General features: G+C 68.2%; 26 protein-coding genes. 13 read left to right on the top strand and 13 right to left on the bottom strand.

Features of this window, described 5'->3' with window-relative positions; translation table 11 throughout:
* Positions 1 to 26: 26 nt before the first annotated feature.
* Both BSZ40_RS07760 and BSZ40_RS07755 read right to left on the bottom strand, forming a co-directional pair.
* Positions 27 to 797, bottom strand: coding sequence for a DUF3027 domain-containing protein (locus BSZ40_RS07760; protein WP_073824919.1), 771 nt, complete (start codon positions 795 to 797; stop codon positions 27 to 29).
* Positions 798 to 806: 9 nt separating this feature from the next.
* Entirely contained in the window at positions 807 to 1,181 is a 375-nt protein-coding gene (locus BSZ40_RS07755) for a cold-shock protein (RefSeq protein ID WP_073824916.1), read from the bottom strand.
* Positions 1,182 to 1,324: 143 nt separating this feature from the next.
* Between BSZ40_RS07755 and BSZ40_RS12380 the strand changes: the two genes are divergently transcribed.
* From BSZ40_RS12380 to BSZ40_RS07735, 4 genes are all read left to right on the top strand, one after another.
* Entirely contained in the window at positions 1,325 to 3,385 is a 2,061-nt protein-coding gene (locus tag BSZ40_RS12380; protein ID WP_084542717.1) for a TPM domain-containing protein, read from the top strand.
* A gap of 162 nt (positions 3,386 to 3,547) precedes the next feature.
* Positions 3,548 to 4,264 carry a PspA/IM30 family protein gene (locus BSZ40_RS07745; protein ID WP_073824910.1) on the top strand — a complete coding sequence of 239 codons (717 nt, stop codon included), beginning with the start codon at positions 3,548 to 3,550 and terminating at the stop codon, positions 4,262 to 4,264.
* A 146-nt stretch (positions 4,265 to 4,410) separates the two neighbouring features.
* The gene (locus BSZ40_RS07740; RefSeq protein WP_073824907.1) at positions 4,411 to 4,995 is read left to right on the top strand and encodes an NYN domain-containing protein; all 585 of its coding nucleotides are present in this window, start codon (positions 4,411 to 4,413) and stop codon (positions 4,993 to 4,995) included.
* 109 nt (positions 4,996 to 5,104) lie between these two features.
* Positions 5,105 to 5,506 (top strand): hypothetical protein, encoded by a 402-nt coding sequence (locus tag BSZ40_RS07735; RefSeq protein WP_073824905.1) that lies wholly within the window; start codon positions 5,105 to 5,107, stop codon positions 5,504 to 5,506.
* Between the two features lie 61 nt (positions 5,507 to 5,567).
* Here the strand turns inward: BSZ40_RS07735 and BSZ40_RS07730 are convergent, their stop codons facing one another.
* Positions 5,568 to 6,101: an amino-acid N-acetyltransferase gene (locus BSZ40_RS07730; RefSeq protein WP_073824902.1), complete on the bottom strand. Its 534-nt coding sequence runs from the start codon at positions 6,099 to 6,101 to the stop codon at positions 5,568 to 5,570.
* Positions 6,102 to 6,204: 103 nt separating this feature from the next.
* Here BSZ40_RS07730 and BSZ40_RS07725 point away from each other — a divergent pair, with 103 nt between their 5' ends.
* Positions 6,205 to 6,849, top strand: a complete 645-nt coding sequence (locus BSZ40_RS07725; RefSeq protein ID WP_073824901.1) for an ATP-binding protein — start codon at positions 6,205 to 6,207, stop codon at positions 6,847 to 6,849.
* Between the two features lie 42 nt (positions 6,850 to 6,891).
* Here the strand turns inward: BSZ40_RS07725 and lysS are convergent, their stop codons facing one another.
* The 6 genes from lysS to BSZ40_RS07695 are packed head-to-tail and all read right to left on the bottom strand — an operon-like array spanning position 6,892 to position 12,905.
* Positions 6,892 to 8,427 (bottom strand): lysine--tRNA ligase, encoded by a 1,536-nt coding sequence (gene lysS / locus BSZ40_RS07720; RefSeq protein WP_124851255.1) that lies wholly within the window; start codon positions 8,425 to 8,427, stop codon positions 6,892 to 6,894.
* A 31-nt stretch (positions 8,428 to 8,458) separates the two neighbouring features.
* On the bottom strand, positions 8,459 to 8,926 hold the full coding sequence (panD, locus tag BSZ40_RS07715) for an aspartate 1-decarboxylase (RefSeq protein ID WP_073824898.1): 468 nt from the start codon (positions 8,924 to 8,926) through the stop codon (positions 8,459 to 8,461).
* The gene (gene panC / locus BSZ40_RS07710; protein WP_073824896.1) at positions 8,923 to 9,777 is read right to left on the bottom strand and encodes a pantoate--beta-alanine ligase; all 855 of its coding nucleotides are present in this window, start codon (positions 9,775 to 9,777) and stop codon (positions 8,923 to 8,925) included. Before panC ends, panD begins: the two co-directional genes overlap by 4 nt.
* Positions 9,778 to 9,802: 25 nt before the next feature.
* Complete coding sequence (locus tag BSZ40_RS07705) at positions 9,803 to 10,699, bottom strand: Rossmann-like and DUF2520 domain-containing protein (protein ID WP_245793964.1); 897 nt, start codon at positions 10,697 to 10,699, stop codon at positions 9,803 to 9,805.
* Positions 10,696 to 12,360 carry a PH domain-containing protein gene (locus BSZ40_RS07700; RefSeq protein WP_084542713.1) on the bottom strand — a complete coding sequence of 555 codons (1,665 nt, stop codon included), beginning with the start codon at positions 12,358 to 12,360 and terminating at the stop codon, positions 10,696 to 10,698. The genes BSZ40_RS07705 and BSZ40_RS07700 overlap by 4 nt, the downstream gene beginning before the upstream one ends.
* Positions 12,357 to 12,905, bottom strand: a complete 549-nt coding sequence (locus BSZ40_RS07695; protein ID WP_084542712.1) for a PH domain-containing protein — start codon at positions 12,903 to 12,905, stop codon at positions 12,357 to 12,359. The genes BSZ40_RS07700 and BSZ40_RS07695 overlap by 4 nt, the downstream gene beginning before the upstream one ends.
* Positions 12,906 to 13,042: 137 nt before the next feature.
* On the opposite strand from BSZ40_RS07695, the gene BSZ40_RS07690 reads away from it, so the two are divergent.
* The 4 genes from BSZ40_RS07690 to BSZ40_RS07675 all read left to right on the top strand — a co-directional run bounded on the left by BSZ40_RS07690 (position 13,043) and on the right by BSZ40_RS07675 (position 16,949).
* The gene (locus BSZ40_RS07690; RefSeq protein WP_425425647.1) at positions 13,043 to 13,768 is read left to right on the top strand and encodes a response regulator transcription factor; all 726 of its coding nucleotides are present in this window, start codon (positions 13,043 to 13,045) and stop codon (positions 13,766 to 13,768) included.
* Positions 13,765 to 15,390 carry a sensor histidine kinase gene (locus tag BSZ40_RS07685; RefSeq protein WP_073824889.1) on the top strand — a complete coding sequence of 542 codons (1,626 nt, stop codon included), beginning with the start codon at positions 13,765 to 13,767 and terminating at the stop codon, positions 15,388 to 15,390. The genes BSZ40_RS07690 and BSZ40_RS07685 overlap by 4 nt, the downstream gene beginning before the upstream one ends.
* A gap of 49 nt (positions 15,391 to 15,439) precedes the next feature.
* Complete coding sequence (locus tag BSZ40_RS07680; protein ID WP_073824886.1) at positions 15,440 to 16,594, top strand: HD domain-containing protein; 1,155 nt, start codon at positions 15,440 to 15,442, stop codon at positions 16,592 to 16,594.
* Positions 16,595 to 16,658: 64 nt separating this feature from the next.
* Positions 16,659 to 16,949, top strand: a complete 291-nt coding sequence (locus BSZ40_RS07675) for a WXG100 family type VII secretion target (RefSeq protein WP_073824884.1) — start codon at positions 16,659 to 16,661, stop codon at positions 16,947 to 16,949.
* A gap of 52 nt (positions 16,950 to 17,001) precedes the next feature.
* Here the strand turns inward: BSZ40_RS07675 and groL are convergent, their stop codons facing one another.
* On the bottom strand, positions 17,002 to 18,627 hold the full coding sequence (groL, locus tag BSZ40_RS07670; protein ID WP_073824881.1) for a chaperonin GroEL: 1,626 nt from the start codon (positions 18,625 to 18,627) through the stop codon (positions 17,002 to 17,004).
* Positions 18,628 to 18,878: 251 nt separating this feature from the next.
* Positions 18,879 to 19,511 (bottom strand): LytR C-terminal domain-containing protein, encoded by a 633-nt coding sequence (locus tag BSZ40_RS07665; RefSeq protein WP_073824880.1) that lies wholly within the window; start codon positions 19,509 to 19,511, stop codon positions 18,879 to 18,881.
* 88 nt (positions 19,512 to 19,599) lie between these two features.
* On the opposite strand from BSZ40_RS07665, the gene BSZ40_RS07660 reads away from it, so the two are divergent.
* Positions 19,600 to 20,277 carry a uracil-DNA glycosylase gene (locus BSZ40_RS07660; protein WP_073824877.1) on the top strand — a complete coding sequence of 226 codons (678 nt, stop codon included), beginning with the start codon at positions 19,600 to 19,602 and terminating at the stop codon, positions 20,275 to 20,277.
* Positions 20,274 to 21,137: an SGNH/GDSL hydrolase family protein gene (locus BSZ40_RS07655; protein WP_143180915.1), complete on the top strand. Its 864-nt coding sequence runs from the start codon at positions 20,274 to 20,276 to the stop codon at positions 21,135 to 21,137. Before BSZ40_RS07660 ends, BSZ40_RS07655 begins: the two co-directional genes overlap by 4 nt.
* A 69-nt stretch (positions 21,138 to 21,206) precedes the next feature.
* Here BSZ40_RS07655 and BSZ40_RS07650 read toward each other — a convergent pair whose 3' ends face one another.
* Both BSZ40_RS07650 and BSZ40_RS07645 read right to left on the bottom strand, forming a co-directional pair.
* A complete protein-coding gene (locus BSZ40_RS07650; RefSeq protein ID WP_073824876.1) occupies positions 21,207 to 22,658 on the bottom strand; it encodes an FtsX-like permease family protein in 1,452 nt (483 codons plus the stop codon).
* Positions 22,655 to 23,362, bottom strand: coding sequence for an ABC transporter ATP-binding protein (locus BSZ40_RS07645; protein WP_073824873.1), 708 nt, complete (start codon positions 23,360 to 23,362; stop codon positions 22,655 to 22,657). Before BSZ40_RS07645 ends, BSZ40_RS07650 begins: the two co-directional genes overlap by 4 nt.
* A 108-nt stretch (positions 23,363 to 23,470) precedes the next feature.
* Between BSZ40_RS07645 and BSZ40_RS07640 the strand changes: the two genes are divergently transcribed.
* Together BSZ40_RS07640 and BSZ40_RS07635 are read left to right on the top strand one after the other, a co-directional pair.
* The gene (locus BSZ40_RS07640) at positions 23,471 to 24,175 is read left to right on the top strand and encodes a sensor histidine kinase (RefSeq protein ID WP_073824870.1); all 705 of its coding nucleotides are present in this window, start codon (positions 23,471 to 23,473) and stop codon (positions 24,173 to 24,175) included.
* Positions 24,172 to 24,843, top strand: a complete 672-nt coding sequence (locus tag BSZ40_RS07635; RefSeq protein ID WP_073824867.1) for a response regulator transcription factor — start codon at positions 24,172 to 24,174, stop codon at positions 24,841 to 24,843. Before BSZ40_RS07640 ends, BSZ40_RS07635 begins: the two co-directional genes overlap by 4 nt.
* Positions 24,844 to 25,155 lie beyond the last annotated feature (312 nt).

The following is a 25,155-nucleotide window of genomic DNA, read 5'->3' as shown; positions in this document are numbered from 1 at the left end:
TGCGGACCGGACCGAAGTGGCTAGATTCACTCCCCCGCCTGCAGCTCCACCACCTCCAGATCCAGCTCATTGACCCGGGGCGGGGTGATCGGCCAGTCGTCTTCCCCGTCGTCGTCGGCCTCGACCTGGGAGTGTGCGCCGCAACCATGATCCAAGGCCACTGCCCGCCCGTCGTCGGCCGCCCACTCGTTGCCGCACACCCCAAAAGTGCTGCCCACCGTGCCCGCCAGCGGCAGCAGGAAACCGCACGAGCCACAATTGGGGGTGCCCCGGGGCCGCCCGCTTGGACCCCGCTCGGAGTCGTACCAACGTTGCGCCACCAGCGAGCGCCCCAGCGGCGACAAGACACGCGGCCGCTCGGCTACCGCCGCCAGCTCTTCCGGCAACTGGCTGCCCAGCGACTCGCGGGCCGCGCGGGCCGCAGCCACTTCGACGGTTTCCAAGCGGGTGTCGTCCACGGCGGTTGGTAACACGTCGGCGCGGGCCAAGTCGCCCGGGCGCAAGCGTTCTTTCCACGGCACCCACTGCGGAGCCAACAGGGCGCCCTCCCCCGGCACCAGGGCCACCTCGCACACGGTGGCGGTGCGCCCCCGCGGCACGCGCGCCAGGGTCACCGCCCAGTTCCAGCCAACGTAGCCGGGCTTGAGGCAGGCAAAGCGATGGGTCACCAGCCGGTCGGCCTCCACCACCACGCCGACGTGGTCGCCGATGTCAGACGCCGGGGCCAGCTGCAGGGCTGCCTGCCGCGCAAAATCGAGAGCCCCACTGAGGACCGGATCTTTCCTTTTTGTCGCCACAGGGCCACCCTACGCGTCGAAGCCGTCTGCCACCGCCCGCAAAACGGCGGCAACCTTGCGGGAGTTTTCCGGGTAGCGCCCCCGCTGCAGGCTCGTGGAGGCGTCGTCGAGCACCTTGATGAGCGACTCCACCCGTTCCGCCATGGTCTCTGGCCGCACCCGGCGGGCACGGGGCGCCGCGCCCCCACCCAGCACCTGCAGGGTGAGCACCTGCGGCCCCCGTCGCCCGTCAGCGATCGAATATTCGACCCGCGTGCCGGCGGCGAGCGTCGTCACCCCCTGCGGCAGGCAGGAGTCGCGCAGGTAGGCCTCGACACCATCGTCCCCCGTCACAAATCCAAATCCCCGCTCCGGATCAAACCACTTGACCTTGCCTGTGGGCACGCCGACTCCTTTCCCGCTCCCGCACGCGGGACCCCTACTTTCCCAAAAATGGCAGTCGCACCAGTCTACCGGCCGCCCGAGTACGGCACGAACTCCCGCAGCCCGTTGCCACGAGCCGGGTGCCCAAGGAATGATTCACTGATATGAAGCTCGTTACCCGTCTGGCTGCTGTCGCTGCGCTTGTCTGCGTCGGCGCTGCCCTGCCCACGTCCGCTCTTGCTCTGCCACCTGCACCCACCGTCTCCTTGGAGGCGCCCGTGGCGCTGACTGACCAGCTGACCGACCTCGCCGGGGTGGTGCGTGACGAGACGGAGGTACGGCAGGCGATAGCGCAGGCCACCGATGCCGGAGTCAACCTGCACATCGTCGTCGTCAATTCCTTTGACGGCACCGAGCCGCGCAGCTGGTCCCTGCAGACGGCCCAACGGACCGGGCTGGGGGCTAACGCGGCCGTCTTCGCGCTGGCGGTGGAGGATCGCCAGTATTTCCTCATGCCCGGAGACGGGGTGCCCCTGAGCAACGAGCGGATCGACAGCCTGCTCAACAACGACGTTCGCCCCCACCTGCGGAACGCCGACTGGGACAGTGCGCTGGTGTCTTTGGGGCAGGCGCTAGCCAGCGAGCTGAGTGGGCGGCGCACTGACTACGACGACGATGACCGGGACGAGGAACGTGGCAGTGCCAGCCGGGACAGTGACAGCGACTTGGATGCGCTGGCACCCATTGCCCTGGTAGGTGCCGGGGGCGCGGCGTTGGCGGGCACCGTCTACGTCTGGCGTCGCAAGAAGAAGTCAGCGGGCGCGGGTGGGCCCAGCGGGCCGGGACGGTTGTCGTTCCCGCAGCACCTAGAGCAGGCGACGCGGGAACTGGTGGCAGCCGACGACGCCGTGCGCACTGGGAAGGAAGAGTACGAGTTTGCTCGGGCTCAATTCGGCGAATTGGACACCGACCGTTTCCTGCAGGCACTCAAGAAGGCCGAGGCACGCCTGGCGGAGGCCTACGGAATCCGGCGGCAGTTGGAGACGGTCGATCCGCTCCAAGCGGGGGCTGTGGAGGCCGGGCAGATCGAGAAGGTGCGGTCCCTGTCCCAGGAGGCGCTGGCCGAGTTGCAGCAGCACGAGGAAGAGTTTGCCCGCCTGCGGGCCCTGCACACTAACCTGCCGCAGGTCATCGAGCGCACCGCTGAGCTGGTTCGGGAGGCGCGGGCCAAGAACGGGGTGGCGCAGGCGCAGCTGAGCGAGCTGCAGGCGCAGTACTCGCCCGGCGCGCTGGTGTCTGTCAGCAGTGCCCCCGCCGAGGCTTTGGCCCGGCTGGACGCGGCGGAGCAGGCCCTGGAGCAGGCGCGGCAGGCGGCGGCCCAGCAGCAGAAAAACGAGGCCATCGAGTACGAACACATTGCCGAGCGCGCCCTCACCCAGGCCCGCACTTTGTTGGAGAGTGTGGCGGTGGCCCGCGAGCGGCTAGCCAACGCCGCCGGGGAGATGGCGCGCGCGGTCGCCTCGTTGTCTTCCGACCTGGCCGACGTCGAGCGGCTGGTGCCCGGTCAGGAGGGCTTTGCGGCGCTCACGCAGCGAGCCCGGACCGCGATTAAGGACGGGCAAGCGTCCTTGCAGGGCGGGGACCCGCTGGCGGCCTTGGCAGAGCTGGCGGCCGCTGAGGAGGCGCTTGATCTGGCGCTGGCCCCGGCGCGGCAGGCCGACGAAGTGGCGCAGCGGGCGGCAGCGCGCCTGCGCCCGCGCCTGGAGCGGTGCCGGGCCGCCCTGGAACAGCTGGAGCGCGACATCTCCACCCACCGGGGCGGGGCGACCCACGCGGTGCGCGATCTGGTGGCCCGCGCCCAAACGGAATTGGGCAGGGCGGAGCACGCTGCCAAACAGTCTCCGGATCAGGCCAGTGTCTACCTCTCCACCGCCGAGGCGCTCGTCCATCAGGCCCGTTCGCAGTTGGTCGATGACATCAACAGCTTTGGGGGGCACTCCGGTTCGTCCGGTGGGGGCATCGACCTCACCAGCCTCATCCTGGGCGGCATCCTGTCCAACATGGGGGGCTCGGGTGGCTGGCGCAGCAGCGGTAGCTGGGGCAGTTCCGGCTCGTGGGGCGGTTCACGCCGCGGCGGCGGATTTAGCGGCGGGGGCGGTTTCGGCGGCGGATTTAGCGGCGGTGGCTTCGGCGGTGGCACCCGAGGTTCGGGCGGTTCGTTCTGAGCGGCCGCGCCTGGCGCGCCCGCTCAGCCACTTCCCGGGGCCGGAGCCGTTCGCGCCAGGCGCAACAGCCGTGGCGCGAAAAATCTGGTGCGCGGCGGGGCTTTACTCCACAATTACAACCATCAGGACACTGGGTCCGTTCCAACAACGCCGGAGGTCAACATGGCGGAAAAGCAGTCCATTCTCGGCCGCATTGCGCAGCTCACGAAGGCCAACATCAACGCGCTCCTCGATCGGGCTGAGGACCCGCAAAAGATGCTCGACCAACTGGTGCGTGACTACACCAACTCGATTGCAGAGGCGGAGAACGCGGTCGCCCAGACGATCGGGAACCTGCGCCTGGCTGAGCAGGACCACGCCGCCGATGTGGCCGCCGCCGCCGAGTGGGGGGCCAAGGCACTGGCCGCCTCCCAGAAGGCTGAGGCGCTGCGGGCCCAGGGCGACACCGCGGGGGCGGAGAAGTTCGACAGCCTGGCCAAGGTGGCTTTGGGCAAGCAGATCACGTTCGAGAACGAAGCCAAGGCCTCCGAGCCGATGATTGCCTCCCAGCGGGAGGTCGTCGACAAGCTCAAGGGTGGTCTGCAGCAGATGCGCGGCAAGCTCGACGAGCTGAAGTCGAAGCGGGACCAGCTGGTGGCGCGGCAGAAGACCGCGGCCGCCCAAAAGTCGGTGCAGCAGGCCATTGGCTCCATCTCGGTGCTCGACCCGACCTCGGAAATCTCCCGTTTTGAAGAGCGGGTGCGCCGTGAGGAGGCCTTGGTGGCTGGGCAGGCGGAGTTGGCTGCCGATTCCCTGGACGCCCAGTTCGACGAGCTGCGCGACTACGGACGCGAGACCGAAATCGAGGCGCGTTTGCGGGCGCTGAAGGAACAGAGCTAAGCGCGAGTTCCCCTCGCAGGGTGGGCTGGGCCACGGCCCAGCCCACCCTTTTGCCCGCCACTGTCCAGTCTGCGGCTTGGACACTTTTTGTTCCACGGGTTACGGGAGCGGCCCGAGGACCGCAATGGGCGCTATAGAGTGGCCCCATGTCTCGCACTTATTTGCTGGTCGATGGCGAGAACATCGACGCCACGCTCGGCATGAGCGTCCTCGGGCGACGGCCCGAGCCCAGCGAACGGCCCCGGTGGGACCGGGTTCGCACCTTTATTGATGAAGAAGATGGCGTAGCGACCACCGGCGGCATGCCCGCCGAAGAATCTAAGGCTCTGTTCTTCTTGAACGCGACCTCCGGCTCGTTGCCAATGAACTTCGTGCAGGCGCTGCTAGCAATGGACTACCGGCCGGTGCCCCTGTCTGGTGTGGGGCCAGAAAAGGTCGTTGACATCGGTATTCAGCGGACACTGAACGCGATCGCGGACCTGCCGGAAGGCGATGTCCTGCTCGCCAGTCACGACGGCGATTTCATTCCCCAGCTAGAACGGCTACTGGCCTCCGGTCGCAACGTGGGGGTTATCTGTTTCCGCGAATACCTTAATTCGCACTTGGCCGCCCTCACGGAGCAGGGACTGCAGGTCTACGATATCGAGCACGATATTCACGCCTTTAAGGAACCGCTCCCGCGGGTGAAGATCATCCCGCTGGCTGACTTTGACCCAACGGAGTTCATCTAAATCCCACGCTGTCGCCACCGCGCGACAAGCCGCTTGCCCGGCTCGGCACCGGGCGGTTCGGGCGTGCCTGTTACCCTGGATCCACAAGTCCTATCGCAGAAAGTGAACTATGCGTAACGCTACTTCTCGGTTCTTTGGGGTCCTGGTCACCGGGGCCTGCTTGCTGGCAGTGGCTGCCTGCGGCGAAGACTCGTCGGCTGCCCCGACGGGCATGTCCAGCAAAGCTATCGCCGATGTGTGTGCCAAGGGGGCGGGCGACGCCTTCCAGGTGTCTGAGGACACCAAAACTCTGACCATCGACGGCATCGGCAGCGCCGAGGAGGACCCAGGCGTGGAGCCCTCGGGACTGGAGTGCGCCCTGACGATGCTGAAGGCGCCGAAGGACACCATCACCCAGATTCTGGAGTCCCGGCCGTCGGCAGAGGAACAGACCGCCGAGTGGGAGGGCGGGCAGGCCAAATGGACAGTGCAGGAAGACACTGGCCTGGCCCTGACCATCACCCGCAAGTAAACAAAGCGGCGGGGTCGGGGCCCAAAGCACCCCGACCCCGCCGCTTGCGTGCCGCAGTCCCCTACTGGGCGGGCTGCGGGGCGCGGGGAGTCGGCCGCAGGTGCGCGAGCATGCGGGTATTGCCCAGAGTATTGGGACGCAACTGTTCGAGGTCTAAGAACTGTCCCACCCCCAGGTCCGGCGACCGCGTGAGCTGAGCGAAAGTGTCGGCATCTACGGGCGGGGCGCTAATCTCCACAAACCCGTGCCGGGCAAAAAAGGCCGTTTCAAAGGTCAGGCAGAACACTTTGTCCACTTCGAGCCCGCGCGCCCGCGCCAGGAGAGCCGCCACGAGGGCGTCCCCCACCCCCCGCCCACGCCAGGCCGGATCCACCGCAAGCGTACGAATCTCCGCCAGGCCTTGCCACATGACGTGCAATGCCCCGCACCCCACTAGCTGTTCTGCGTGCAGGGCCACCAGGAACTCTTGAATCGACTCGTAGTAGGCCACCGCAGGCTTGCGCACCAGCACCCCTTGCTCCACATAGGGGGTGGTCAGGGCCAAGATGTCCGGCACGTCGCTGACCCTGGCTTGCCGCAGCCGATAGTACGCCATGCCCCGTCCTTCCTGTCGCCGCTCGGTCACTGTACCGCCCCAGCGGCGCGGTCTGGGCGGGGGCCTAACAGATAAGACGCCGCCGCCCAGCTACCATTGGGCGGTGCCTGCCCGTCAAGACGCGCTTTTCGACCTTCCCCCAACGTCTCGCACCCCCCGCGCCCGGGTGGTGCTGCTGGCGGGGCCTTCCGGCAGCGGCAAGACCTCCCTCACCCGCCGCTTGGGGCTGCCCGTAGTCAAGTTGGATGAGTTCTACCGGGACGCCTCCACCCCGCACCTGCCGCACGGGGCGGACGGGCGCATCGATTGGGACCTGCCGGAGACCTGGGACGCGCAGGCGGCCCTGGCAGCGCTCACAGAGCTCGCGTTCACGGGGGCTAGCATCATCCCCATCTATTCCATCCCCCTCTCCCGCCGCACCGGCGACACGCGCCTAGAGCTCGGGGAGCACTCCCTGTTCGTCGCTGAGGGGATCTTTGCCTCCCGCCTGGTGGCACCCGCCCGGGCCGCGGGCATCCTGGCGGACGCTATCTGCATTCGGCGCTCGCGGTGGAAAAATTACTGGTTCCGGCTGTTGCGGGATCTGGCCGAGGCCCGCAAATCTGTGCCGGAACTGCTGCGCCGGGGCCTGCGGCTGGCCCGCCGCGAACCCGGCCTGGTGCGGCAGTGGATAGCCGACGGTTGCCGCCCCTTGGACGTGCCAGCCGCTGAGGCGGCCCTGCGGGCGCTGCTGGGGTCGCAGGGCTAGGCGGAGGCGCCCCGGGCCGGGCGGCCCCGCCGCCTGCAGGGACTACAGCGGTTTTACCAATGGGAAGGTGATGGTCTCGCGAATGCCGTAGCCGGTCAGGGCCATCAGCAATCGATCGATCCCCATGCCCATTCCCCCGCTGGGCGGGAAGCCCTGCTCCATGGCCAGCAAGAACTCCTCGTCCATGACCATGGCTTCGGGGTCACCTTGCGCGGCGGCCAGGGCCTGGGCTTCGAAGCGCTGCCGTTGAATGACGGGGTCGGCCAGCTCTGAGTAGGCGGTGGCCAGCTCGAAGCCGCGCACGTACAGGTCCCACTTTTCGGTCAACCCCGGGGTGTGCCGGTGCCCGCGGGTCAGCGGGGAGGTGTCTTCCGGGAAGTCGAAAACGAAAGTGGGGCGATAGAGGTGATCCCCGACAGTCTTTTCGAAGATTTCCTCCGCGATCTTGCCGGGCAGCGCGAAGTCTGGCAGCTCGATGCCCAGCTTGGCGGCGATCGCCCGCAGCTGGGCTGCCGGGGTCTGCACGGTGACTTCCTCCCCCAGGGCCTGCGAGATGGACCCGTATAGCGTGATCGAGTCCCACTCTCCCGACAGGTCGTACTCGCTACCATCGGCGAGGCGCACGACCTCCTGCCCCGCTGGCAGGTCGAATGCATCGCGGGCCGCCCGCTGCACGAGGTTGCGGGTCAGTTCGGCCATGCCGTGATAGTCGCTGTAGGCCTCGTAGGCCTCCAGGGCCGCGAACTCTGGGGAGTGCGACGAGTCCACGCCCTCGTTGCGGAAGTTCCGGTTGATCTCGAACACTCGGTCGACCCCCCCGACCACGGCCCGCTTCAGGTACAGCTCGGTGGCGATACGCAGGTAGAGGTCCATGTCGAAGGCGTTCATGTGGGTGACGAACGGGCGGGCAGCGGCCCCCCCGTGAATCACCTGCAGCATGGGGGTCTCCAGCTCGACATAGTCCCGGTCGTAGAAGTTCTGCCGCAGCGAACGCACCACCGCGGCCCGGGTGCGCACCATGTCGCGCGCGGCGGGCCGCATGATGAGGTCGAGCTCGCGCCGCCGCACCCGTTGTTCTTCGCTGAGGGTGACCTGCTGCCCGGCGGCGTTTTCGTACGTCTTCGGCAGTGGCCGCAGGGCCTTGGAAGCCAGCAGCCAGGTGGAGGCGAAGACGCTCAACTCGCCGCGCTTGGACGAGATCACGCGCCCGGAGACGAACAGGTGATCCCCCAGGTCGACATCGGTCTTGAATTCCGCGAGGCGCTCGGCCCCGATTTCCCCGGCCGACAGCATGGCCTGCAGGGTCGTGCCGTCTCCGGCCTGCAGGGTCACGAAGCAGAGCTTGCCGGTGTTGCGCAAGAAGATCACGCGCCCCGCCAGGCCGACGACGTCGTCCGTCTCCTGCCCGGTCTCCAGCTGCCCGTAGTCGCGTCGCACCGCTTGAATGGTGGTGGTTACCGGCACACTCACCGGATAGGGCTCTACCCCCTGCGCCAACAGACGTTCGCGCTTAGCGGCGCGCACCCGCACCTGTTCGGGCACATCATCGACGGGGCTCTGAGCAGCGTTCTCGGTCATGCCGCCCAGTTTACTGGCCCGGGGTCGTCCCCTATTCCCGTCCGCTGAACGCGTCGATGCCGGAGCGGCGCAGCTGCCCGCCGTCGTTGTACGACACCGCCCCCGGCGGCACTGCTCCGGGCTCGCAACAGGCATCGACTATGCGGTTCTCCGCGTCCACGAAGACCACGCGCGGGGTGTAGGTGCGGGCGTCCGCGTCGCTGAGTTGCCCGTAGGCAATGATGATGACGAGGTCACCGGCGTGGGTCAGGTGCGCGGCCGCCCCGTTGATGCACACGACGCCCGAGCCGCGCTCCCCCGGGATGGCGTAGGTGGTCAGGCGCGAACCGTTGGTGACGTTGACGACATCCACCTGCTGCCCGGGCAGCAGGTCGGCGGCCTCCATTAGCTCCAAGTCAATGGTGATGGAACCGACGTAGTGGAGGTCAGCTTGGGTGACGGTGGCGCGGTGAATCTTGCCGATCATCATCGGGCGGGTCAGGGAAGCAGGCAGGCTCATGCGGAGATCTCGATTTCTGTGTTGTCGATCAGGCGGGTGGTGCCGACGCGGGCGGCGAGCAGCACGAGGGCCGCTCCGGTGGTGGCGGGGCCAAAAGTGGCGGGATCCACGACTTCGGCGTAATCGAGGACCACGCCGTCGGCCTGGGCCAGCTCGGCCCGCACCTGGGCGGCGATGGTGGGGGCATCTGCCCCCGCGGCAGCCAGCTGGCGCGCGGTGGCCAACGCCCGGGACAGGGCGAGCGCCTGGCCGCGCTCGGTGGCGGACAGGTAGGCGTTGCGGGAAGACATGGCCAAACCATCAGCCTCCCGGCGAATCGCCACCGGCAAGATTTCCACCGGCAGGTCTAGGTCCCGCACCAGGGCCTGGATCACGGCCAACTGTTGGGCATCCTTACGGCCAAAGGCGGCGACGGCGGGCCGAGTCAAACCCAAGAGTTTGGTAACCACCGCGGCCACGCCCGCGAAGTGCCCCGGGCGCCGCTGTCCTTCCAAGGGCACGGCCACCGGCCCGGGGTCGATACGCACGTCTAGGGTGCCGCGCGGGTACATCTCGGCCGCGCTCGGCGCGAAGACGACGGCCACCCCCTCGGCCGCAAACTTGGCGACGTCGCCTGCCAGATCCCGCGGGTAGGCGGCGAGGTCCTCGGTGGGGCCGAACTGCAGCGGGTTGACGAAAACCGTGGCCACCACGTGGTCGCTCACCTCCCGCACCGCGCGCACCAGATCCAGGTGCCCTTCGTGGATCGCCCCCATGGTCATCACAACTCCCCGTCGGCCCGGGAGGTCGGCGAGGGCACGGGCCAGTTCAGCTCGCGTGCGGGCAAGCACAGGCACAGTCGGCTTAGTCATGTCTCCACCCTAGCCACCTGCGGCCCTAGGCCTCCAATGCCTCCGCTATCTCGTCGGCCACAGGCGGGTGCAGGGTACCAAGCTGCCGGGCCCGCCGCACGGTGGCGCCCGCCAGGTCCCGGTAGGTGCGCAGGGCCTCGCCTAAGCTCTGCCCGCTCGGCCCCTCCCGAGTTTCGCGCTGGGCGGCCTGCTTGAGCGCCACCAAGTGTTCGCGGATGGTGCCGACATCGCCGCGCACCACCGGACCGGTCAAGCCTTCCTCCCCCTCACGCAGGGCGCGGTCGAGGGCAGCGGTGAGCAGCGGCCGCAAAGACTCGGCGGGCACACCCGCCTGCGCGGCCACACGCACCGCCTGCGACACCAGGGTCACCAGGTGGTTGGCGCCGTGCACCAGAGCCGCGTGATACAGCGGCCGGTCCTCCTCCGCCACCACGAAAGGCTCGGCCCCCAGCTCCACGGCTAAAGCCTGCCCGATCGGAGTCAGGGCGGGGGCGCAGGTCACCGCCACCGGGCACCCCGCCAAGCGGGCGATATCCAACGATGTACCGGTGAAAGTCATGGCCGGATGCAGGGCAATACCCAACGCACCGCGGGCCACGGCGGGGGCTAAGACAGCCGCCCCGAAGCGGCCCGCCGGGTGCAGTACCAGTTGCCCGCTGCTGAAGTGCCCGAGGTCGGCCAGGCCTGCCACCAGGCCCGGGAGGGTGTCGTCGGGCACGGCCAGCAGCACCAGCTCGCTGCGCCGCACCACCTCCTCTACCGGCACCAAGGGCACGCCCGGCAACATCACCTCGGCACGCTCGCGGGAGGCCGGGGAGTGGGCAGCAGCCGCCACCACACTGTGCCCGCAGGCGCGCCAGGCGCTGGCCAACACGGCCCCGACTTTGCCGACGCCGATCACGCCGATGCCGAGGCGGCTCATGCCACCGGTGGGCTGGCCACGCTCGCCACGCGCTGCATCCATTGCTCCGGCGGCTCACTGTGGCGGGCTTGCCGGGCAAAATGCGCCGCGGTCTGCAGGGCTTGTTCGGCAGCGCGCACGTCCAAGTGTTTGGCGGTACCTCCGATTTGGAGGGCTCCCGCGGAGTGGAACTGCAGGGTGGCAAGACCCGCGGCGCGCTCCAGCGGCCCCGAGCGCAGCGCCAGGGACTGCACGCGGTTGAGCGGCACCACGGCCAACTTGCGCACGAACCAGCCGTAACGCACCAGCGCCACCGTCGGGGTAAGCACTAGGCCCCGCCGCGCACGCACCAGGGGATCGAAGAAACGCGCGCTCGGGGGACTCGGCACGAAGCCGCCGTCGGTGTGCTTGCCGAGCAGGCCCGCCCCGAGTAGGGACGGGATCCGCGCGGGTTCCACCCCGAGGTCGGGCACCGCGAGCCAGAGGGCATACTCGGCCAGGGTGCGGCTGCCCACCGGCAGCAACGTGACTTCCCCGCTGGGGTCTCCCTTGCTGTTGGACTCAGCGCGTTCGTGGCCGGGCACGCGCACGACGACCCGCCACCAGTCCTTCCCGCGCCACAGCAACGGCTGGCGGAAGACCACCATCTGAATGCGGCGCGGTGGCACGGTCAGCGCCACCGACTGCGTCAGGCCACGCTGAATACGAATGCCATCGGGCGACAACGCGGCCCGGAAACCGAACTCTCCGGCGAAGCGGTACCACACGAGACTGGCGAAGACCACGACGGTGGGGGCCAGCGAACTGAAGAGGATCGTGCCGATGGCCACGCCCTCGCTGAGCATCCAGATTCCGCCGCCGAGGGCGGCCAGCACCACCAGTATCCCGGTAAGGACGGAACCGGAGCGCAGGAGGGAAAGCAGGAACATGCCGGTGGGTACGGCATAGATCTCCCGTTCGGGGGCCTCCGGAGCCCGCAACTCGGCCTCCATCGGTAGTCCGCCCTCGAAGCCGCTCGGGATCGCCACGGCGGGGACCTGGGGGTGGGGGGCAGACGGCGCGGGGCGCGCAGCGGCGGTGACCCCGGCGGCGCGGGCGAGAATCTCGGCGCGCAGCGCCCGCAATTCGGCTTCCTTCAGCAGGCCGATCTCGATGTTGGAGCCCGTCCCGCCGGCCGCTTCGACCTTGAGGTTGCCCAAGCCGAAGATCCGGCCGAGCAGGGGGCGCACGACGTCGATGGTCTGCAGGCGGGTGACGCGCAACACCCGTTCCTTGCGCTGGAGGACCCCTTGCCGGAAGACCACAGAATCACTGGTGACGGTGTAGGTGATCCGGCGCCAGGCCAACACGAAGTAGCCGACGAGCAGCAGCAGGATGACCAGCGGCACCACCAGCACTAGCGGGCCGAAGTCTTGCCATAGGCGGCCAACGGTGGAGCTGGCCTGCCCGACGAAGTCTTCGTCCAGTTCTTGGCGGGCCTCGCCGATAGCCTGCACCACGTTGATGGTCACGACAAACAGGAGCACGGTCAACGCCTGCCAGGTGTTGGCCAGGGGCGTGATCGGCGAGACGCGGCGCCACACTACGGTCTCGGTGCGTCCGTCGATGGTTACCTGCCCCACCTGCCCAGCCGCCTGGGGCGGGAGGCCAGGGAGCGAACCGGGGGACAGCGGCGCGGTCACAGGCCCGCCAACTTTGCTTCGCCCAGTTCGGTGAGCTTGACCCGCAACCGGTTGGTTTCTGCCTCCGGCAAACCGTTGATGGTCAGATCGGTGGCGGCGGCAGCCGTGTGCAGCTTCAGTTCGGCGATGCCGAAGTAGCGAGCGATAGGCCCCCGGGAGATGTCCACATACTGCATGCGGCCGTACGGCACGATGGTTAGTCGCTGAAAGAGCACCCCGCGCCGAAAAATGAACTCGTCGGGGGTCTCGGCGTAGCCCATCGCGTGCACCTGCCGGGGCACCAGGTAGCTGAGCCAGAGCCCCAGGAGCGCCAAGACAGCGGCGCCGAAGAAAAACCAACCGTCGACGGTGATGCCGAGGATGAGGAACGGGGCGGCAAACAGCAGGAGCGTCAACCAGATCGCCACCAGCCGCACGGGAATGAGGCGGCTGGAGACGGGCTGCCACCGCAGATTGTGGGGTGCGCAAGGATCCCCACCTGCCCCCACGACAGGCGGGGCGACGACGGGCGGGCCGACCGGGGTCGGCAGGTGTGGCAGTGACATGGCTCCCCTTTCCAATACGTGTCTGAATTATCCCGGATTCGCGGCGGGTTCACTACCTGCCACCCCGCCCCACCAACACAGAGCGCACATAGCATTCTTCCAGAAACCTGTCAGCAATCTTCCCGACAATGGTCAGCATGACTGAGACTCCTGAAGCCCGACTGCTCGTCGTCGATGACGAACCCAATATTCGCGACCTCCTCGCTTCCTCGCTGCGGTTCGCCGGTTTCGAGGTGCTGGCTGCGGCCAACGGAGCAGAGGCCATGACCACGGCCCTCAACGAGAAGCTTGATCTCCTGGTGCTCGACGTGATGTTGCCCGACATGGACGGTTTCACCATCACCCGTCGCCTGCGCGAGCGGGGCATCCTCACCCCGGTGGTGTTCCTCACCGCGCGCGACGACATGACCGACAAAGTCCAGGGCCTGACTGTCGGCGGTGACGACTACATCACTAAGCCATTTGGCCTGGAGGAGGTGGTCGCCCGCATCCGCGCCGTGCTGCGGCGCACCAAGAAGGACGACGGTGCCGACGACGGGGTGCTCCGCGTGGCCGACCTCGAACTGGACGAGGACGCACACGAGGTGCGCCGGGCGGGCAAGTCCATCGAGCTCTCCCCCACCGAGTTCAAGCTCCTGCGCTACCTGATGATCAACGAGGGGCGGGTCGTCTCTAAGAGCCAGATCCTTGACCACGTCTGGGAGTACGACTGGGAAGGTGAGGCCGCCATCATCGAGTCCTACATCTCCTACCTGCGCCGCAAGATTGACGCCGTTGCTCCGGAGGGTGGGGCCCCCGCCACCGAGCTGATCCAAACTCGCCGCGGCGTGGGCTACATGATTCGCCAACCGCGCGAGTCATGACCCAACCCCCTCCGCCCTCCCCCACCCCCGCCACCCCACCGGGGCGCGCCGTCCGCCCCCGCGGCACGCGTGCCCCGGTGGGGGCGGCCCGCTCCGAGTGGCATGCCCGCCCCTTAGCCCAGCGCCTCGTCGCTGTCACCACCGGGCTGCTCGCCCTCGGGCTAGCGTTCGTTTCTGTGCTGACCGTGCAACTCATCGACACCTTTCAGCGACGCGCCCTAGATGAGAAGCTCAGCGCCACGGCCCAGGAGGTCGCGCAGCTGGCGGTCAATCTCTATCCACAGGGAGGCCAGGCGCAGGTCCCCAACGACTACTACTACTCGGTGACCATCGACAATGTGGGGACGCGCGACTACGTCTGGGGACCGGTCGCCAAGGCCCAGGGGCGCCCCAAACGGGTGGAGAAAACCTATGCCGAGGCGCAGGAGGAGCTGGTGCAGGTGGGGGGGCTGCGCCCCTTCACGCTGGAGACCGACACTCCCGGCAAGACCTGGCGAGCCGTGACCCTGCCCCTGCAACCCGCCTCGCCGGGTGCCGCGCGCGGCTCGGTAACGGTGGCGTTGTCCACTGCCCCCAGCCGTGCCCACGTCGCCCGCGCCGCCCTCACCCTGACCTTCATCTCCGGCGGGATCCTGCTGGCCGGTATCGTCTCCGCGTCCTACCTGGTGCGACGCTCCTTACGTCCGCTCCGCGAGATCGAGGAGGTGGCAGGCAAGATCGCGGGCGGTGACCTATCCACCCGCATCGAAGGCGAACCAACCACCACCGAGGTCGGCTCCCTGTCGCGGTCGCTCAACATGATGCTAGAGCGGATCGAAGAGTCCTTTGAATCGGAGACGCGGGCGCGGCAGCAGATGCAGCAGTTCGTCTCCGACGCCTCGCACGAGCTGCGCACCCCGCTGGCGACGGTGCGCGGCTACGCGGAGCTCTATCGCATCGGCGGCATCCCCGCGGGTAACGTCAGCCAGGCCATGGCCCGCATAGAGTCTGAGGCCCAACGCATGGGTGGGCTGGTGGAAGACCTTCTGAAGCTGGCTCGCCTGGGCGAAGGCAGCGAGATGAAGTTCGAACGGATCGACCTGCGGCGCCTAGCGGCACGCGGAGTCATGGATCTGCGGGTGTTGGATTCCTCGCGGCCGGTGGAGCTGGTCGTGTTGCCAGACAACGCCGCCCCCCTAGCCCCCGGGACCGTCACGGGGGTCGACGACCCCCTCCAGACCGTGCCGGGCTCCAGCGCCCCGGTGGCGGTGGCCGACGCCGACCGTCTGACCCAGGTCATCACCAATTTGCTCGGCAACGTCATCCGCCACACGCCAGCAGGTTCTCCCGTCGAGATCGCCGTGGGGCGGCGGGGTGGGCTCGGGGTCATCGAGGTCCGCGACCACGGCCCGGGGATCGCCCAGGAGGCGCGTGAACGGGTCTTTGAGCGCTTCTACCGGACGGACGCCTCCCGCTCCCGGGAGTCGGGCGGCTCCGGCCTCGGGCTAGCCATCGTGGTGGCCATCTTGCGCAGCCATGACGGCACCATTCGGGTGCTGGACACGCCAGGTGGCGGCGCCACCATGCGCGTGGAAGTACCGCTGGCAGGCCCCTCGCTGTCGCGGCGTGCGCCACGTTCTTAAGGTGGCAACTGGACAAGCGCGCCAATCGGGCGCATATTTGGACGCTGTTATGGATAACGAAGCGCGCTGCGTACCCGAGTGGTTGTTACCCGCCTTCATTCGCTCGATGCGAACCCTGGGGGCGAGTGACGAGTCCGCTGTTGCTAAGACTGGTGCCCGCCTGCTGGAGCGGTGGTGTGCCCCTCCGCGCAAGTTCCACACGATCAAGCACCTGCAGGCAGTGTTGGCTCGCCTGGACGAACTGGCTGAGTCCTCCCACCACCCGGAGGCGCTGCGGGTGGCCGCCTGGTATCACGGCGCGGTCTTTGAGGTGCCCCACCTGGGCGGCAACCCGCTGCGGTTCGGCGAAAACTATGCCGCGTCGGCGGCCCTGGCGCGCACCGAGCTAACGGCGCTAGGCCTGGACGAGGTGCTAGTTACCTACATCGCGCACCTGATCGAGCAAGTACCGCACTGCCCCCAGCACGACTTCGATGTTGCCGCCCTGCACGACGCCGAACACGCCGTCCTGCGTAGCGCCCCGCAACGGTATCGGGAGTACCGCAAGCAGGTCGGGGAGGAGTACGCGGGGGTGCCGGAGCTGCATTTCCTTGTGTGGCGGCTGGATTTCATAGACCGACTGCTGGCCCGCCCGCACCTGTATCTCACGGCGGTGGCCCGCGAATGGGAGACCGCCGCGCGCGAAAACCTTGAGTCTGAGCGCGCCAAAGCCACGGCGCAGCTACAAAAACTGGATCCGACAGGCGAGCTAGCGGCCGAGGTGCCGCGGCCGTGCGGGGCCACACCGGGACCCAGCACTCCGGTGCCGATGCCCCGCCTACCGGACGCCGACCCGTTGACCAGCCCGTTCGGCCTGTCGGTACTTAGCTCGCCCCGTGCGGGCCGCTCCACCCCCGACCCCTCCCCGGCTCCGCGGCGCCCCAACGATCCGTGGTCTTCAACCCTGGAATCATGCTTGGAGGACATCGAACCGGGCCGCCGCACCCCGCCCCGCCCGGACAAGGAGCCGGAGGCACCGTCCGCCCAGCCGGAGGGTGAGTGGCAGGACGATGAGGCAGACATGGGCGCTTCGATCGCCGATCAGATAGCCGCGGCGCGCTTGGGGCGCCGCGAGATGGTGCGCCCCGCCCGCGAACAGTCATCCACAGCTTCGGATGATCCGGACTTATCCACCAACTCGCTCTTTGGAGTTCCCGACCTGTAGGGGCCACCCGTAACGTGAGCAACAGCCACGAACTGCGTGGCACCGTGCAGGAAAGGTGCTCTCTATGCGTTACGAAGTCGACTCAGTCGAAGTCACACAAACCGCCGTCCGAATGCGCGCCACTATCGCCGCCGTCGAGGCCGAGGTGAGCTCCATGATGGGACAACTCACGGCCTTGCAGAGCTCGTGGAGCGGAGCGGCCTCGTCTGCCTTTGCCGCCCTGGCCCAAGAGTGGAAGGCCACCCAAACGCAGGTGGAAACCAACTTGACTAACATCACTGAGGCGTTGGATCAAGTTGCCAGCGAATACGCATCTGTCGAAGACCTCGCGGTGCAGACCTTCTCCGGCAGCTAAAGGCAAGGGCGGGGCGGGCCATCGGCCCACCCCGCCCGCAAGTGGTCAGCTATCAGAAGCCGCCCATGCCGCCCATGTCGCCGCCGCCCGCAGCCGGGGCCTCCGGCTCCGGCTTGTCGGCCACCACCGCTTCGGTGGTCAGGAACAGGGCCGCGATCGAGGCCGCGTTCTGCAGCGCGGAGCGGGTCACCTTCACCGGGTCGGAGATGCCAGCCGCCATGAGGTCCTCGTACTCACCCGTGGCCGCGTTCAGACCGTGCCCGACGGGCAGGTGGCGCACCTTCTCCACCACGACGCCGCCCTCCAGGCCAGCGTTGATGGCGATCTGCTTCAGCGGGGCCTCAACCGCGACGCGCACAATCGCGGCGCCGGTGGCCTCGTCGCCCGTCAGCTGCAGGCTCTCGAAGGCCGTGGTGGCAGCCTGGATCAGGGCCACACCCCCACCAGCAATGATGCCCTCTTCCACCGCAGCCTTCGCGTTGCGCACAGCGTCCTCAATGCGGTGCTTGCGCTCCTTCAGCTCCACCTCGGTGGCGGCACCCGAACGCAGCACGGCCACGCCACCAGCCAGCTTCGCCAGGCGCTCCTGCAGCTTCTCCCGGTCGTAGTCGGAGTCGGTGGTCTCGATCTCGGCGCGGATCTGGTTCTCGCGCGCCTTGATGGCCTCCGCGTCACCACCGCCGTCGACGATGGTGGTGGAGTCCTTGGTGACGACCACCTTGCGAGCCACACCCAGGTGCTCCAGGCCCGCGTTGTCGAGCTTGAGGCCCACGGTCTCGGAGATGACCTGGCCACCAGTGAGGATCGCCATGTCCTGCAGCATGGCCTTGCGGCGGTCCCCGAAGCCCGGGGCCTTGACGGCCACCGACTTGAAGGTGCCACGGATCTTGTTGAGGACCAACGTGGTCAGGGCCTCGCCCTCGACGTCTTCCGCGATGATGGCCAGCGGCTTGTTGGCCTGCACGACCTTCTCCAGCAGCGGCATCAGGTCCTTGTTGCTGGTCACCTTGGACTCGACGAGCAGCACGTAGGCGTCCTCCAGGACGGCCTCCTGCCGCTCAGCGTCGGTGACGAAGTAGGGGGAGATGAAGCCCTTGTCGAAGCGCATGCCTTCGGTGACTTCCAGCTCTAGCCCGAAGGTGTTGGACTCCTCGACGGTGACAACACCTTCCTTACCAACCCGCTCCAGCGCCTCGGCGATCTTCTTGCCGATCTCCTCGTCGCCGGCGGAGATGCCAGCGGTAGCGGCGATCTCTTCCGTCGTCTCGACGTCCTTGGCGTCCTTCAGCAGCTGCTCGACAACGGCCGCCACGGCCTTTTCGATGCCCTTGCGCAGCGCGATCGGGTTGGCCCCTGCAACCACGTTGCGCAGGCCCTCACGCACCAGCGCCTGGGCCAGCACGGTGGCCGTGGTGGTGCCGTCACCGGCAACGTCGTCGGTCTTCTTGGCAACTTCCTTAACCAGCTCGGCGCCGATCTTCTCGAACGGCTCGTCCAGTTCGATTTCCTTGGCGATCGAGACCCCATCGTTGGTGATGGTGGGGGCGCCCCACTTCTTCTCAAGCACCACGTTGCGGCCCTTGGGGCCGAGGGTAACCTTCACGGTGTCAGCGAGGATGTTCAGGCCGCGCTCCATGCTGCGGCGCGCCTCCTCGTCAAAGGCGATGATCTTAGCCATGTGTGTCTACGTTCCTTCACGTCGGCGGTGGGCAGCTGGGGGGTGCCCGCGACGGACGATGTAGCCGCACTGCCTATCGACCGCGCGCCTGCACCTCACACCCCAACCTGTGGGAATCTTGTCACTCCCACCCGGGGAGTGCTAACCCCAACTCTGGCACTCTGCGGCCGCGAGTGCAAGCGCCGTTCGCGTGCGGCGCAGCCAGACACAAAATGGGCGGGCCCATCGGCCCGCCCACCTCGCCTAGAAAACTAGCGGAAATCCTCTACCAGCACTACCGCGATCGGGGTGGAAGAGGCGATGGAAGCATCCTCCACCACGTTGCCGATGCCGAGCGCGGTAGCGATCTCCTGCGCCGCCGCGGCGTGCTCTGCGGAGGCGTAGTAGACCGTATTGGCCTCCGGGGATTCCTTGTCGAAGTTGGTGGCACTACCGTTGGCGAAGCCTGCCTCTGCAATAGTCTCGACCGCAGCTGCTGCCATCCCCTGGATGCCCGCCGCGTTGTAGACCGCCACCTGCGATTCGTAATTCACGCCCTCCGGGGCGCTAGGAGTCGGCGTCTGCTCCGGGGGCGGGGCGGGGGCCGTCGTTGCCGGTGCCTGCTCCGGGGCCGTTGCCTGCTCCGTGGCGGGCGCAGGTACGGACTGGGACGCGCCGTCGTCCGCGGCCGGGGCCGTTTGCACGCCAGCCGCTCCGCCGCCTGCCGTCGGCTGATCGCCCGACTTCGACAGCATCGCTACTGCTCCCCAGGCCAGCAACGGAATCAAAATAATTACCGCCAAGTACGGCAGCAATGGCCGCCACCAGGGCTCCGGCGCACGGTGGACACCCTCCGGCTGATCGTCAGAGACGTGGTCGAACTCGTCCATCTGGTAGTTGCTCACTCCTGGACCATACCGCGCCTACCCCCATTTCCGCTGTGAGGCACGCAATCACCTGCGACCTGACTCGGTCTACCTCTACGCTTACCAGGTGAACTCTTTACCCCCGCTCACCAGCCTCATTGCCCCCGACTGGGCGCAGGCCCTCGCTGACGTCGAGCCCGATATCCGGGCCATGGGTGACTTTCTCCGCGCCGAAGTGCAGGCCGGACGCGGCTACTTGCCGCCCGGCCCCGATGTGCTGCGCGCGTTCGTTGAACCCTTGGCGGCCGCGCGGGTGCTCATTGTCGGACAGGACCCCTACCCCACCCCTGGGCACGCCATGGGCCTGTCTTTCTCAGTCCACCCGGGGGTGGCCCTGCCCCGCTCGCTCGCCAACATCTATAAAGAGCTAGTGGCCGACATTGGCTGCCCCATGCCCACCAGTGGCGACCTAACCCCCTGGACCCGCCAGGGCGTCGTCCTGCTCAACCGCAGCCTGACGGTGCAACCCGGCAAGGCCGGCTCCCACCAAGGACGCGGCTGGGAAAAAATCACCGACGCCGCCATCCGGGCGCTGGTGGCGCGGGGCGGGCCGCTGGTGGCGATCCTGTGGGGTAGGCCGGCCCAAAGCCTCACCCCGCTGCTGGGCGAAACGCCGATCATTGCCTCACCGCACCCCTCCCCCTTGTCTGCCTCCCGCGGTTTCTTCGGCTCCCGGCCCTTCAGTGCCGCCAACGCCGCCCTGGCACGCCAAGGTGCCGACCCCATCGATTGGTCGCTGCCGTGAGCGAGCTGTACTGGGGCTCCCCCCGCCCCGACGGGAAGGTGCGGTTCGGTCGCACCGGCGCGCCCCTGGAACTGGCAAACATCGAGCGCTACATCGCGGTGGGGGATTCTTTTACCGACGGGATGATCGATCCTCGTCCCTCCGGGGTCATGCGAGGCTGGGCCGATCGCCTGGCGGTGGAGCTGTCCGCGCAGCGACTGGCCGCCGGACTGCCACCGCTGCAGTACGCCAACTTGGCCGTCAGCGGGCGGCTGATGGCCAACATCACGCAGGTGCAGCTGCCGCAGGCCTTGGACCTCTCCGGGCACCTTATCTCCATCGTGGGGGGCGGCAACGATGCCCTCCGGCCCCGTTTTAGCGCCCGTCCCCTGCTGCAGCAGTTGGACACCGCCGTGGCCCGGGCCCGCGACACGGGTGCTGAGGTACTCCTCGGCACCTACGTCGACTGCAGTGATTCCCCCCTGTTGTCGCTCCTTGACCACCGTTTCGTCGCCCTCAGCGAGGGGGTGCGAGCCATCGCCGAGCGGCGCGACGTCCGACTGCTCGACAAGTGGCTAATCCCCTCCCTCAAAGATTGGCGAGCTTGGGCCCCGGACCATATCCACTTGTCCACCCGGGGCCACAAAATAGTCACGCGGGCGGCGCTAGAGGCCCTCGGCTTGGCCGACGATCGCCACGAATGGGCCGCCCGCCCCGCGGACGCCGTCGTCCGCCTACCGTGGCGGGAAAATGTCCGCTGGCTCCGCCGGGACGTGGGGCCGTGGCTGCGACGGCACCTTACCCGTCGCCGCCCGGGCAAGGCGCCCCAACCCTCCCATCCCCGCCTAGTGCCAGTCGCCCCGGCCACCTTCCTCGACTAGCAGCAGCGGGCTGGCCCCGCCCCCGCAGGTCTGTGCCCGCCAGTTGGCAACTGGCGGGCACAGTACCCATTAGTCGTTGCCGCGGCGCCGCTCGGCCAACACCCGGCGCTGCAGCGGCTGGCAGGCCACGAGGGCGACTGCTCCCAACAGCCAGCCGAACACCAACGTGGCGACTACTGCTCCCGCCGCGTGCGCTCCCGCGTAGTAACCAAACTCGATCGCACTGCGCACCAGCGGAGCCGCCAGCAGGTAGCCCAAGCCGTAACCGGCCAGCAGGGCCAGGGCCAGGGGCGCCATGACCTCCAGCCACCGCACCCGCGTGAGGTAGCCGGGCGAGGCTCCCATATTGGTCAGGGCGTAGCTCTGGTTGGCGCGTTCAAAGATGGCGGAGGCCTGCGAGATGAGGATGCTGATGGCGGCCACCACCAGCCCCACCCCCAAGGTGATCATGGCTCCCGTGGTCATGTCGTTCTGACTCTGCTCGGCGAACGTCCGGGCCGCCCCCTGCATGTTTTGGTTGAAGGTCAAAGGCATGCGGGCCATGAAGGCAGCGATCAACGCCAGCAGGCCGACGGTGCTGACCCGCCCCCAGGTCTCGCGCGGGTTGGCCACCACGCGCCGGGCCGCCCACATGCCCGCCGGGGGCAGGAAGCGAACCACGGCCCGCGCCACCTGCTGCAACACGAAGGGGGCGGCGATGTTCACCCCGATGACGACGGCCAGCACGATGGCCCCGAAGATGACCACCCCCGCGATCTGGTCGTCCAGTTGCATCAGCGACGGGGCAACGAGGGCGACGAAGATAACCGCCACCAGCACCCCCAGGCGCCACCAGGCCAGCAGGGGGTTGCTGGCGAGTCGCGAGACACCCAACGGCGAGATGCGGACCTGACGCAGGCCCCACCAGCTGGCCGCCAACCCCACCGCCGTAACCGTGAGCCACACGGCGGCCGCCAGCCACCACGGCAGCAGCATCTCCCGCGGCGCGATGGGCATTCCCTGCATGCTTAGGTTGCTCCACAAGGAGAAGGTCAGCAGGTAGCCGAGGACCCCGAGAGCCAACCCGGCCGTGACCTGGATGAGAGTGTCGACCAGGGACATGCGGGTGACCTCCCGCGCGGACAGCCCCACCAGCCGCAGCACGGCCAGCCGCTGCTCCCGGCCCCGCGCCCCGAGGACGGCCGCGGCCTTAGCCAGCGCGATCGTCGTCGGGATAAGCAGGGCGCAGGCCACGAGCGCCAACACGAAGTAGAAGTCCAGCACCGTCTGCATCGTTGGCTCCTCCGCCACCGCCTGCGCGAGCAGACCGGTGGGGTGCTGGGAACGCTGGCGGAACATCCAGGCGCCGGCCGCCACGGTCAGGCTCGCCAGGCCGCACACTGCGAAAGCGAGCGTGGAGGCCAGGTAGAGCAATGTCTCGCCCTGCCGCGCCCGGAAGCGAGCCCGCGTCAGGTGCAGGGTCAGGCCGAACAGGCCGGTCGCGCCGCCAGTCGGGGAAGCGGCAGTCACGGTGGCACTCATCGGGCCACCTCCGCCACCAGCTGGTCGGTGTGCACGATCCCGTCGCGGATCTCGATGAGCCGCGAGCACCAGCGCGCCACCTCCCGGTCGTGCGTCACCATCACCAAGCTAGCGCCGATGCGGTTGATGGTGGCCGTCAACACCTGCATCATTTCGTGACCGGTGGCTTGGTCCAACGCGCCGGTCGGCTCGTCAGCGAAGATGACCTGCGGACTGACGGCCAGCGCCCGCGCAATCGCCACCCGCTGGGCTTGCCCACCCGACATGTCGCCGGGGCGGCGATGGCGCAGCTCCCCCAGGCCGAGGCTGGCGAGAAGCTCGTCAGCGTGGCGGAGGGCCGCCCGCCGGCGGGTGCCGGTCAGCAGCAGCGGCAGGGCAACATTCTCGCGCGCGGGCAGCTCGGGCAACAGCTGGCCGTCCTGGAAGACGAAGCCGAACTCGCGCAGCCGGGTGGCCGAGCGGGCCTTGTCGGCGAGGGCAGACAACGCAGTGCCCGCGAAGGTGACCGTGCCGTGGTCCGGCAGCAACACACCGGACAAGCAGTGCAGCAGCGTGGACTTCCCGGAGCCGGAAGGCCCCATGATGGCCACGCTTTCCCCCGCCGCGATAGTCAGGCTCACCCCGGCGAGGGCCTTGACCGTGCCGAAGCTCTTGCTGACGTTGTCAGTAGCCAACAGGGAGTGGGAAGTAGGTGCGATGTTCATAGCAATATTTCAGCCCGACTGCCGCGCGGGGACCACCGTGCCCGCTGTCGCCTTTAGGTAGAGCTAGCTCTACCTTCGCCCGCCAACGGCGAACACTAGGCTGGCTGCATGTTCTTTCGCCGTCGCTCCCCACAGGACCAGGATGTGCGCGCCGCGCTGGCCGAGCTGGCCGAGTCACGGCGCGTCATCGTCGCGGCCTACGAGGTGGAGCGGCGGCGGATCGAACGGGATCTGCACGACGGGGCGCAGCAGTATTTCGTCTCCGCCGCCATGAAGGTCGGCGAGGCGCGCCTGGCCGCCGCGGTGGCGGCCGATCCGGCGCTGGCGCAGTTGCTGGCAGAGGCGGGGCAGGCCCTGCGGGCGGGCCTGGAGTCTTTGCGCGCCACGGTGCGGGGCATTCATCCGCAGGTGCTGCTGGAGGCAGGCCTGGCGGCGGCCCTGGGCGAGGTGGCCTCGCACGCCGCCAACCAGGTGCGCATCGTGTGCCCCCATCCGCTGCCCACGCTACCGGAGGGGGTGCTGGCGGCTGCCTACTTTTTCGCCTGCGAGGCCATCAACAACGCCGCCAAGTACGCGCCGGGTGCCCAGGTGACGGTGCTGCTGACGGCAGGCCAAGATCTGCAGGTGTCGGTGGTCGACGACGGCCCCGGCGGGGCGCGCCTGGTGCCCGGGCACGGGCTGGCGGGCATGCGGGAAAGGCTGGGCGCCGTCGGCGGCAGCGTGCGCATCACCAGCCCGCCCGGCGGCCCCACGCAAGTGTGGGCGGCCATACCGTTGCTGTTGAAACCGGGAGAAAGTGGGATCGTGCTGTGACCAAGGTAGTGGTAGCCGACGACTCCGCCCTGCTGCGGGAGGGGCTAGTTGGCCTGTTGGAGCGGCAGGGGTTCACGGTAACGGGCACCGCACAGCGGGCCGACGACTTGCGGGCCCGTGTCGAGCAACTGGCGGCGGCCGGGCAGCTGCCGGACCTGGTGATCACCGATGTGCGCATGCCACCGACGATGACCAACGACGGCCTGCAGGCCGCCATCGACCTGAAGACCGCCCATCCCCGGTTGGCGATCATCGTGCTCAGCCAGTACGTGGCCGCCGTCTACGCCCAGCAGTTGTTCGCCCTGCCTGCGGGGGCGGGTGCGGGTGGCGCCGGGTATTTACTGAAGGACCGGGTGGCGGAGGTCGCCGACTTCATCGCCTCGGTACGGGTGGTCTTGACGGGCGGGGTGGTGATCGACCCGGAGGTGGCCCGCGCCATGATGCAGTCGTCGCGTTCGGGGCTGGGCGAGTTAACGCCCCGCGAGTTGGAGGTGCTGGAGTTGATGGCCCAGGGGCTGTCCAACGCCCAGATCGCCGAGAGACTGTTTCTGTCGGGGGCCGCGGTGGCCAAGCACATCTCCGCGATCTTCCTGAAACTGGGGCTGGAACCGGGCGAGGAGAACCGGCGCGTGCGCGCAATCCTGGCCTTCCTCGCCGCGGGGATGTAGCACAGCTTACCGCCCGGGTACAGGCCAGGCAGTGGGCGCGCGTGGCACGCCCGCGGCCAGCAGTAACCGAACCAGCTGGCGGCCTTCGTCGTCGTAGGCCTGGTGCCAGGTGCAGCGCGCCACCTGCCAGACCACCTGCAGGTGCCTGGCCTATGCATGGGTGACCACTTGCTGCGACTCCTTGCCGAGACACCGCGGGTACAGCGAGATCGATGGAAGAGTTCATGTTCCTACACTCGCCTAGCGTCCGCCGCGAGTGCCAGCGCCCGCTAGTTCCTGTGAATGGTTTTCCCCTGTGCATACCTTGCAGCT

Source organism: Buchananella hordeovulneris, from assembly GCF_001907235.1.
GTDB classification, from domain to species: domain Bacteria; phylum Actinomycetota; class Actinomycetes; order Actinomycetales; family Actinomycetaceae; genus Buchananella; species Buchananella hordeovulneris.
This window is presented reverse-complemented; position numbering and strand designations above follow the sequence as displayed.

What these genes read in the sequence shown, in the direction of transcription:
- BSZ40_RS07745 (WP_073824910.1), top strand. Translation starts at nt 3,548, where the DNA reads ATGGCGGAAAAGCAGTCCATTCTCGGCCGCATTGCGCAGCTCACGAAG.
- BSZ40_RS07705 (WP_245793964.1), bottom strand. Translation starts at nt 10,699, where the DNA reads ATGAGCCGCCTCGGCATCGGCGTGATCGGCGTCGGCAAAGTCGGGGCC.
- BSZ40_RS07675 (WP_073824884.1), top strand. Translation starts at nt 16,659, where the DNA reads ATGCGTTACGAAGTCGACTCAGTCGAAGTCACACAAACCGCCGTCCGA.
- BSZ40_RS07730 (WP_073824902.1), bottom strand. Translation starts at nt 6,101, where the DNA reads ATGGCGTACTATCGGCTGCGGCAAGCCAGGGTCAGCGACGTGCCGGAC.
- BSZ40_RS07695 (WP_084542712.1), bottom strand. Translation starts at nt 12,905, where the DNA reads ATGTCACTGCCACACCTGCCGACCCCGGTCGGCCCGCCCGTCGTCGCC.
- groL (WP_073824881.1), bottom strand. Translation starts at nt 18,627, where the DNA reads ATGGCTAAGATCATCGCCTTTGACGAGGAGGCGCGCCGCAGCATGGAG.
- BSZ40_RS07680 (WP_073824886.1), top strand. Translation starts at nt 15,440, where the DNA reads ATGGATAACGAAGCGCGCTGCGTACCCGAGTGGTTGTTACCCGCCTTC.
- BSZ40_RS07740 (WP_073824907.1), top strand. Translation starts at nt 4,411, where the DNA reads ATGTCTCGCACTTATTTGCTGGTCGATGGCGAGAACATCGACGCCACG.
- BSZ40_RS07650 (WP_073824876.1), bottom strand. Translation starts at nt 22,658, where the DNA reads ATGAGTGCCACCGTGACTGCCGCTTCCCCGACTGGCGGCGCGACCGGC.
- BSZ40_RS07685 (WP_073824889.1), top strand. Translation starts at nt 13,765, where the DNA reads ATGACCCAACCCCCTCCGCCCTCCCCCACCCCCGCCACCCCACCGGGG.
- BSZ40_RS07690 (WP_425425647.1), top strand. Translation starts at nt 13,043, where the DNA reads ATGACTGAGACTCCTGAAGCCCGACTGCTCGTCGTCGATGACGAACCC.
- BSZ40_RS07645 (WP_073824873.1), bottom strand. Translation starts at nt 23,362, where the DNA reads ATGAACATCGCACCTACTTCCCACTCCCTGTTGGCTACTGACAACGTC.
- BSZ40_RS07640 (WP_073824870.1), top strand. Translation starts at nt 23,471, where the DNA reads ATGTTCTTTCGCCGTCGCTCCCCACAGGACCAGGATGTGCGCGCCGCG.
- BSZ40_RS12380 (WP_084542717.1), top strand. Translation starts at nt 1,325, where the DNA reads ATGAAGCTCGTTACCCGTCTGGCTGCTGTCGCTGCGCTTGTCTGCGTC.
- BSZ40_RS07735 (WP_073824905.1), top strand. Translation starts at nt 5,105, where the DNA reads ATGCGTAACGCTACTTCTCGGTTCTTTGGGGTCCTGGTCACCGGGGCC.
- panD (WP_073824898.1), bottom strand. Translation starts at nt 8,926, where the DNA reads ATGAGCCTGCCTGCTTCCCTGACCCGCCCGATGATGATCGGCAAGATT.
- lysS (WP_124851255.1), bottom strand. Translation starts at nt 8,427, where the DNA reads ATGACCGAGAACGCTGCTCAGAGCCCCGTCGATGATGTGCCCGAACAG.
- panC (WP_073824896.1), bottom strand. Translation starts at nt 9,777, where the DNA reads ATGACTAAGCCGACTGTGCCTGTGCTTGCCCGCACGCGAGCTGAACTG.